Genomic DNA, 6,847 nt, shown 5'->3' on the forward strand with positions numbered 1-6,847 from the left:
CAGTGGGGGATGGCGCTGGGGCTGGCGATGCCGCTGCTGGCGCTGGGCCTGCCGTTGAGCCTGAGCGGAGCGCCGGCCAACCTGCTGGCGGTGCCTTGGATCGAACTGCTGGTAGTGCCCCCGGCCCTGGCTGGGAGCCTGCTGCTATGGGTGCCCGGGCTGGGCGAGGGGCTGCTTCGCGCCGCTGGCGTTTCGCTGGACCTGCTGTTTCGTGCACTTGGCCTGCTGGCGGGCCTGGCCGAGGCGTGGCAGCCACCCGCCGCAGCGGCCTGGAGCGTAGCGCTGGGCATGCTCGGCGCGCTCTGCTGGCTGGCGCCGGCTGGCTTGCCGTTGCGTGCCCTCGGTGCCGCGTTGCTACTGCCGGCGTTGTTGCCGTCATCGCCGCCTGTCGAATGGGGGCGGGCGGAAGTGCGGGTGCTGGACGTCGGCCAGGGGCTGGCCGTGCTGGTGCGTACCCGGGAGCATGCCTTGCTCTATGACAGCGGTGCGCGGCAGGGGGCGTTCGACATGGGCGAGCGGGTGGTGGTGCCGGTGCTGCGCAGCCTGGACCTGCGGCGCCTGGACGGCCTGTTGCTGAGCCATGCCGACAACGACCATGCAGGCGGTGCTCCTACGGTCGCTTCCCGATTCCCGCCGGGTTGGCTGGTCAGCGGCGAACCCGCGCGCCTGCCTTCGCCGTTGTTCGCGGACAGCTGCGACGAGCGGCGCTGGTCCTGGGATGGCGTGGTTTTCGAACAGTGGGCATGGGCGCAGGCCGGCGACAGCAACGACCGCTCCTGCGTGCTGAGGGTCGAGGCCGATGGCGAAGTCCTGCTGCTGACCGGGGACATCTCGCGTGCGGCCGAGCATGCCTGGCTGGCGCGACAGGCCGATCCGCGGGTCGACTGGTTGCTGGCGCCGCATCACGGCAGCCGCAGCTCCTCCGGAGTCGCCTTCGTGTTGCGTACGCGGCCTCGCCATGTGCTGGTCTCGCGAGGTTGGCGCAACGCCTTCGGCCATCCCCATGGCGAAGTGATGGAACGTTACGCGAGGGTCGCCGCGCAGGTCCACGACACGGCACGCGACGGTGCCCTGACGTTTCTCCTCGGAAGCCGTGGCGGCGCACGCCGGGAGCGTGATTCGGCGCACTTCTGGCGGGAAAAATGAGAACCGTGGCGGTCGGCGGAAAAGGGTCGCTGTGCTAGAGTGGCGCCACTTTTTTTTCGGGGATATGCCACTGTGTGGGAACTGGTTCAAGCCGGCGGCTGGATGATGCTGCCGATCATTCTGAGTTCGATCGCCGCCACCGCCATCGTCGCGGAGCGCCTGTGGACGCTGCGCAAGAGCCGCGTCGCGCCGCCCGAGCTGCTCGGCCAGGTGTGGAAGCAGATCAAGGGCAAGCAACTGAGCGCCCAGAAGCTCAAGGACCTGCGCGCCAACTCGCCGCTGGGAGAGATCCTCGCCGCCGGCCTGGCCAACTCCAAGCACGGCCGCGAGATCATGAAGGAGTGCATCGAGGAGGCTGCTTCCGGTGTCATCCACGAGCTGGAGCGCTACCTCAACGCCCTCGGCACCATCGCCGCGATGGCGCCGCTGCTGGGCCTGCTGGGCACGGTGTTCGGCATGATCCAGATCTTCGGCGCCTTCATGGACAACGGCATGGCCAACTCGCCGATGCTCGCCGCGGGCATCTCCAAGGCATTGATCACCACCGCCGCCGGCCTGCTGGTGGCGATTCCGGCGGTGTTCTTCCATCGCTACCTGCTGCGGCGGGTCGACGAACTGGTGATCGCCATGGAGCAGGAGGCCATCAAGCTGGTGGAAGTGGTGCAGGGCGATCGTGAAGTCGACTACGTCGAGGAAGGCAAAGCGTGAAATTCCGCCGCAGACGGGCGGGTGCCGCCCGTGAAGACGTCTTCATCAACCTGGCGTCGCTGATCGACGTGATCTTCGTCCTGCTGCTGTTCTTCGTGGTCAGTACCACCTTCACCCGCCCCGAGCAGCTCAACATCGAGCTGCCATCGGCGGAGAGCGGCGAAACCGCCGGCACCGAGCAGAAGCAACTGGAACTCTCGGTGGATGCCGAGGGGCACTACGCCCTGAACGGGCAGGCGCTGGCCAAGAGCGACCTGGCCACCCTGATGGCGGCGATGCAGCGTGAATCGGCGGGCGACAACAACCTGCCGGTGGTGATCAGCGCCGATGCCAAGTCCACCCACCAGTCGGTGGTCACGGCGATGGACGCAGCGGGCAAGCTGGGCTTCGTCCACCTGCGCATCACCACGGTCGAGAACACGGCGGCCAAGCCCTGATGTCGTTCTCCGAGCGGCTGCTCGCCGCCTGGTACCAGGGGCATCCGGCGCTGGCGTTGCTGCGTCCGCTGGAGGCTCTCTATCGCCGGGTGGCGAACGGCCGCCGGGCGGACTTCCTGTCCGGGCGCAAGCCCGCCTATCGGGCGCCGCTGCCGGTGCTGGTGGTAGGCAACATCACCGTCGGCGGAACCGGCAAGACGCCGATGATCCTCTGGATGATCGAGCACTGCAGGGCTCGCGGCTTGCGGGTTGGCGTGATCAGCCGCGGCTATGGTGCCCGGCCGCCCACCACGCCGTGGCGGGTGCGGGCCGAGCAGGACGCCGCGGAGGCCGGCGACGAACCGCTGATGATCGTCCGGCGCAGCGGCGTGCCGCTGATGATCGACCCGGATCGTCCGCGCGCCCTGCAGGCGCTGCTCGCCGAAGAGCAGTTGGACCTGGTCCTCTGCGACGATGGCTTGCAGCACTATCGCCTGGCGCGCGATCTGGAGCTGGTGCTGATCGATGCCGCGCGCGGTCTCGGCAATGGTCGTTGCCTGCCGGCCGGTCCGTTGCGCGAACCGGCGGAGCGTCTGCAAAGCGTCGACGCGCTGCTTTACAACGGCGCCGACGAGGATCCTGACGGCGGTTACGCATTCCGCTTGCAGCCTACTGCGCTGATCAACCTGCAGAGCGGCGAGCGCCGACCGCTGGAGCATTTTCCCGCGGGCCAGGAGGTCCATGCCCTGGCCGGGATCGGCAATCCGCAGCGTTTCTTCAGGACGCTCGAGGCGCTACACTGGCGGGCGATTCCGCATGCCTTCCCGGATCACGCGACCTACACGGCGGCCGAACTGGCGTTCAGCCCGCCGCTGCCGCTGCTGATGACCGAGAAGGATGCCGTTAAATGCCGGGCTTTCGCAGCGGCCGACTGGTGGTACCTGGCGGTCGATGCGGTGCCTTCCCCTGCATTCGTCGCCTGGTTCGACGCCCGACTCGAGCATCTCCTGGCGCGCTGACCGGCGGCCGTGCCGCCATTGTATGAAGGACTCCGCCATGGACCCGAAACTCCTCGATATTCTTGCCTGCCCGTTGACCAAGGGCCCGCTGGTGCTCAGCGAAGACAAGACCGAACTGATCAGCAAGCAGGCCGGCCTGGCCTATCCGATCCGCGACGGCATCCCGGTGATGCTGGAGAGCGAGGCTCGCTCCCTGAACGTGGACGAGCGGCTGGACAAGTAATGACCCAGGCGTTCACTGTCGTCATTCCCGCCCGCTACGCCTCCACTCGTCTGCCCGGCAAGCCATTGCAGGATATCGCCGGCCAGCCAATGATCCAGCGCGTCTGGAACCAGGCCCGCAAGAGCGCCGCCAGCCGCGTGGTCGTCGCCACCGACGACGAACGCATCCTGGCGGCGTGCCAGGGGTTCGGCGCCGAGGCGCTGCTGACGCGTGCCGAGCACAACTCCGGTACCGATCGCCTGGAGGAAGTCGCTTCCCGGCTCGGCCTGGCCAGCGATGCCATCGTGGTCAACGTCCAGGGCGACGAGCCGCTGATCCCCCCGGCGCTCATCGACCAGGTGGCGGCCAACCTGGCGGCGCACCCGGAGGCCGCCATCGCTACCCTGGCCGAGCCGATCCATGAGGTCTCCGCGCTGTTCAATCCGAACGTGGTCAAGGTCGCCACCGACATCGACGGCCTGGCCCTGACTTTCAGTCGTGCGCCCTTGCCCTGGGCTCGCGACGCCTTCGCCCGCGATCGCGACAGCCTGCCGGAGGGCGTGCCCTATCGTCGCCACATCGGCATCTACGCCTATCGCGTGGGTTTCCTTGCCGATTTCGTCGCCTGGGGACCGTGCTGGCTGGAGAACGCCGAAAGCCTCGAGCAATTGCGCGCGCTCTGGCACGGGGTGCGAATCCATGTGGCCGATGCCCGCGAAACCATGCTTCCGGGCGTGGATACGCCGGAAGACCTCGAACGCGTTCGCCGCGTGCTGGGGGGCTGATGCGCGTCCTGTTCGTCTGCCTGGGCAACATCTGCCGGTCGCCCACCGCCGAAGGCGTGTTCCGGCGCAAGGTCGAGGAGGCCGGGCTGGCCTCCCGTATCCATGTCGATTCCGCCGGCACCGCCGGCTGGCATGTCGGCAAGGCGCCTGACCAGCGCACCCGCCTGGCCGCGCAAAGGCGTGGCTACGACCTGTCGGCACTGCGTGGACGCCAGGTCGGCATCGAGGATTTCTCCCGCCATGACCTGATCCTGGCCATGGACCTGTCCAACCTGGCTGACCTCGAGACCCTGCGTGCCGGGCGCGGTGCCGCCGAACTGGATCTGTTCCTGCGTCGCTACGGATCCGAGCGGGACGAAGTACCCGATCCCTACTATGGCGGCGAAGAAGGCTTCGAGCAGGTCCTCGACCTGATCGAACATGCCTGCGACCGTCTGTTGATCGAAGCCAAGGGGCGACTGTGAGCCTGGAACTGCAAGAGCATTGCTCGCTGAAGCCCTATAACACCTTCAGCATCGACGTGCGCGCCCGCCTGCTGGCCCACGCCCGGGACGAGGCTGATGTGCGCGAGGCCCTGGCCCTGGCTCGGGAGCGTGGATTGCCGCTGCTGGTGATCGGTGGTGGCAGCAACCTGCTGCTGACCCGTGACGTCGAGGCGCTGGTTTTGCGCATGGCCAGCCAGGGGCGGCGAATTGTTTCCGATGCCGCGGATTCGGTGTTGGTCGAGGCGGAGGCGGGCGAGGCCTGGGACCCATTCGTACAATGGAGCCTGGAGCGGGGCCTGGCCGGTCTGGAAAATCTCAGTCTGATTCCCGGCACCGTGGGTGCGGCGCCGATGCAGAACATCGGCGCCTATGGCGTAGAGCTGAAGGACGTCTTCGACAGTCTGACGGCGCTGGATCGCCAGGATGGAACCCTACGTGAGTTCGATCGCCAGGCCTGCCGTTTCGGCTACCGCGATAGCCTGTTCAAGCAGGAGCCGGATCGCTGGCTGATCCTCCGCGTGCGCCTGCGCCTGACGCGGCGGGAGAGGCTGCACCTGGACTACGGGCCGGTACGCCAGCGCCTGGAGGAGGAGGGCATCGCCAGTCCGACGGCCAGGGACGTAAGCCGGGTAATCTGCGCCATTCGCCGGGAGAAGCTGCCCGACCCCGCCGTATTGGGCAATGCCGGCAGCTTCTTCAAGAACCCGCTGGTGGATGCGGCGCAGGCCGAACGCTTGCGTCAGGCCTTCCCGGATCTGGTCGGCTATCCGCAGGCGGACGGTCGGCTGAAGCTGGCTGCAGGCTGGCTCATCGACAAGGGTGGCTGGAAGGGTTTCCGCGATGGCCCGGTGGGGGTACACGCGCAGCAGGCGCTGGTCCTGGTCAACCATGGCGGCGCCACTGGTGCCCAGGTCCGGGCATTGGCCGAGCGTATCCAGGAGGACGTCCGTCGGCGTTTCGGCGTCGAATTGGAGCCTGAACCCAATCTCTACTGAGGGTGCGGCTGGAGAATGAAAAAGGGATGCCGGCGGCATCCCTTTTTCATTGTGCGTGTTCGGCGGCTCTGGTCATGACGGGCGGTATGCCGGAGTGCCGCGGAATGGCGCGCAAAAAAAGGGGATGCCATGGCATCCCCTTTTTTCAGCCTGTCACTCAGGCATGCGGGCGCGAGGTTTCGCTTTCCTCGGTCTTTTTCGCGTGCTCTGTGTCGGCGGCGTCTTCGCCGGAAGCTTCAGGCTCGGCCTGTACCGCTTCCTGGGCTTCGTCCGCCTGAGACGGAACGTCGGCCTGGGCGATTTCTTCAGCCTGGGGTGCAGCAGGTTCCTCCTGGGCCGACGCTTCCTCGCTCGCTACAGCTGGGATCTCCTCGACGGCGGGAGCGGCCTGAGCTGCCGCTTCGGCTGCTGCTGCGGCTTCGCGTGCCAGACGCTCGGCTTCGCGTTGCAGGCGACGTTTTTCCCGTGGGTCGTTGAGGGCACGGCCGGTCGCGTTGGCCGGCACCGCCGCGATGGCCGGGGTCGGCTCCTCGGTGGCTGCGGGCTCGCTAGGGGCTGCTACCTCGACGGGCGCCGGGGCGGCAACTTCTTCGGCCGCTTCCGTTGCCGGTTGCACGGCGCTCTCGGCGTCTTCGCGGCTTTCCACGCTTTCGCTGGCGAAGGGAGCTTCTTCAGTGACTTGCGCGACCAGCAGGGTGCTCTGGTCGGCTTCGTCCCGGACCACGCTGACGGTCACCGGCGCTTCGATGTCGGCGGTTTCGCCGGCATTGGCCTCGCTGTCCGCGCCCTGGGTTTCCACGGCTTCGCTGGTCGGTGCGTTGGTTTCATCGCTTGCCGTGGTTTCGCTGGCAGCCTCGCTGGTAGTGGCCGGGGCTTGCTCCACGTTTGCTTCTACGGCTTCGCTGGCGACAGCGATACCGGCAGCAGCGGCGGCTGCGACGGTGTTCAGCGGCGCGGCGGCGTTATCGGTCGCCTCGCTGCCTTCCAGCTCGCCGCTGACCTCGCGCTGGCGTTCGCGGCGGTTGCTGCGACGACGCTGGCCGCGGGAGCGGCGGCGCGGGCGCTCGCCATCGGTATCGTCCTGATCGTCC

Annotated in this window: 8 protein-coding genes and 1 pseudogene; 8 read left to right on the plus strand and 1 reads right to left on the minus strand. The window is 67.7% G+C overall.

The features are described from left to right. The 8 genes from FFS27_RS25680 to murB form a co-directional block, all read left to right on the plus strand. Positions 1–1,146, plus strand: a 1,146-nt coding sequence (locus tag FFS27_RS25680) for a ComEC/Rec2 family competence protein (protein ID WP_033943287.1), incomplete at its 5' end; no start/stop codon positions are given. 72 nt (positions 1,147–1,218) lie between these two features. Further along, the gene (locus FFS27_RS25685) at positions 1,219–1,854 is read left to right on the plus strand and encodes a MotA/TolQ/ExbB proton channel family protein (protein ID WP_003091163.1); all 636 of its coding nucleotides are present in this window, start codon (positions 1,219–1,221) and stop codon (positions 1,852–1,854) included. Then, the gene (locus FFS27_RS25690; protein ID WP_003091161.1) at positions 1,851–2,291 is read left to right on the plus strand and encodes an ExbD/TolR family protein; all 441 of its coding nucleotides are present in this window, start codon (positions 1,851–1,853) and stop codon (positions 2,289–2,291) included. The genes FFS27_RS25685 and FFS27_RS25690 overlap by 4 nt, the downstream gene beginning before the upstream one ends. Then, positions 2,291–3,289: a tetraacyldisaccharide 4'-kinase gene (gene lpxK / locus FFS27_RS25695; protein WP_003130692.1), complete on the plus strand. Its 999-nt coding sequence runs from the start codon at positions 2,291–2,293 to the stop codon at positions 3,287–3,289. The genes FFS27_RS25690 and lpxK overlap by 1 nt, the downstream gene beginning before the upstream one ends. A gap of 37 nt (positions 3,290–3,326) precedes the next feature. Further along, positions 3,327–3,512, plus strand: coding sequence for a Trm112 family protein (locus tag FFS27_RS25700; RefSeq protein ID WP_003091157.1), 186 nt, complete (start codon positions 3,327–3,329; stop codon positions 3,510–3,512). Further along, positions 3,512–4,276, plus strand: a complete 765-nt coding sequence (gene kdsB / locus FFS27_RS25705; RefSeq protein ID WP_003091155.1) for a 3-deoxy-manno-octulosonate cytidylyltransferase — start codon at positions 3,512–3,514, stop codon at positions 4,274–4,276. The genes FFS27_RS25700 and kdsB overlap by 1 nt, the downstream gene beginning before the upstream one ends. Then, positions 4,276–4,740 (plus strand): low molecular weight protein-tyrosine-phosphatase, encoded by a 465-nt coding sequence (locus tag FFS27_RS25710; RefSeq protein WP_003106924.1) that lies wholly within the window; start codon positions 4,276–4,278, stop codon positions 4,738–4,740. The genes kdsB and FFS27_RS25710 overlap by 1 nt, the downstream gene beginning before the upstream one ends. Next, complete coding sequence (gene murB, locus FFS27_RS25715; RefSeq protein ID WP_021265002.1) at positions 4,737–5,756, plus strand: UDP-N-acetylmuramate dehydrogenase; 1,020 nt, start codon at positions 4,737–4,739, stop codon at positions 5,754–5,756. Before FFS27_RS25710 ends, murB begins: the two co-directional genes overlap by 4 nt. 157 nt (positions 5,757–5,913) lie before the next feature. Here the strand turns inward: murB and FFS27_RS25720 are convergent. Further along, positions 5,914–6,847 (minus strand): annotated as a pseudogene (locus FFS27_RS25720) (ribonuclease E/G); the annotation flags it as partial.

Origin of the sequence: Pseudomonas sp. 2VD (genome assembly GCF_005503585.1) — a bacterium.
In the GTDB taxonomy this organism is placed as follows: domain Bacteria; phylum Pseudomonadota; class Gammaproteobacteria; order Pseudomonadales; family Pseudomonadaceae; genus Pseudomonas; species Pseudomonas aeruginosa.

Bases quoted from the DNA above. Each gene is read 5' to 3' on its own strand.
- lpxK (WP_003130692.1), top strand. From the start codon at position 2,291: ATGTCGTTCTCCGAGCGGCTGCTCGCCGCCTGGTACCAGGGGCATCCG.
- FFS27_RS25700 (WP_003091157.1), top strand. From the start codon at position 3,327: ATGGACCCGAAACTCCTCGATATTCTTGCCTGCCCGTTGACCAAGGGC.
- kdsB (WP_003091155.1), top strand. From the start codon at position 3,512: ATGACCCAGGCGTTCACTGTCGTCATTCCCGCCCGCTACGCCTCCACT.
- FFS27_RS25710 (WP_003106924.1), top strand. From the start codon at position 4,276: ATGCGCGTCCTGTTCGTCTGCCTGGGCAACATCTGCCGGTCGCCCACC.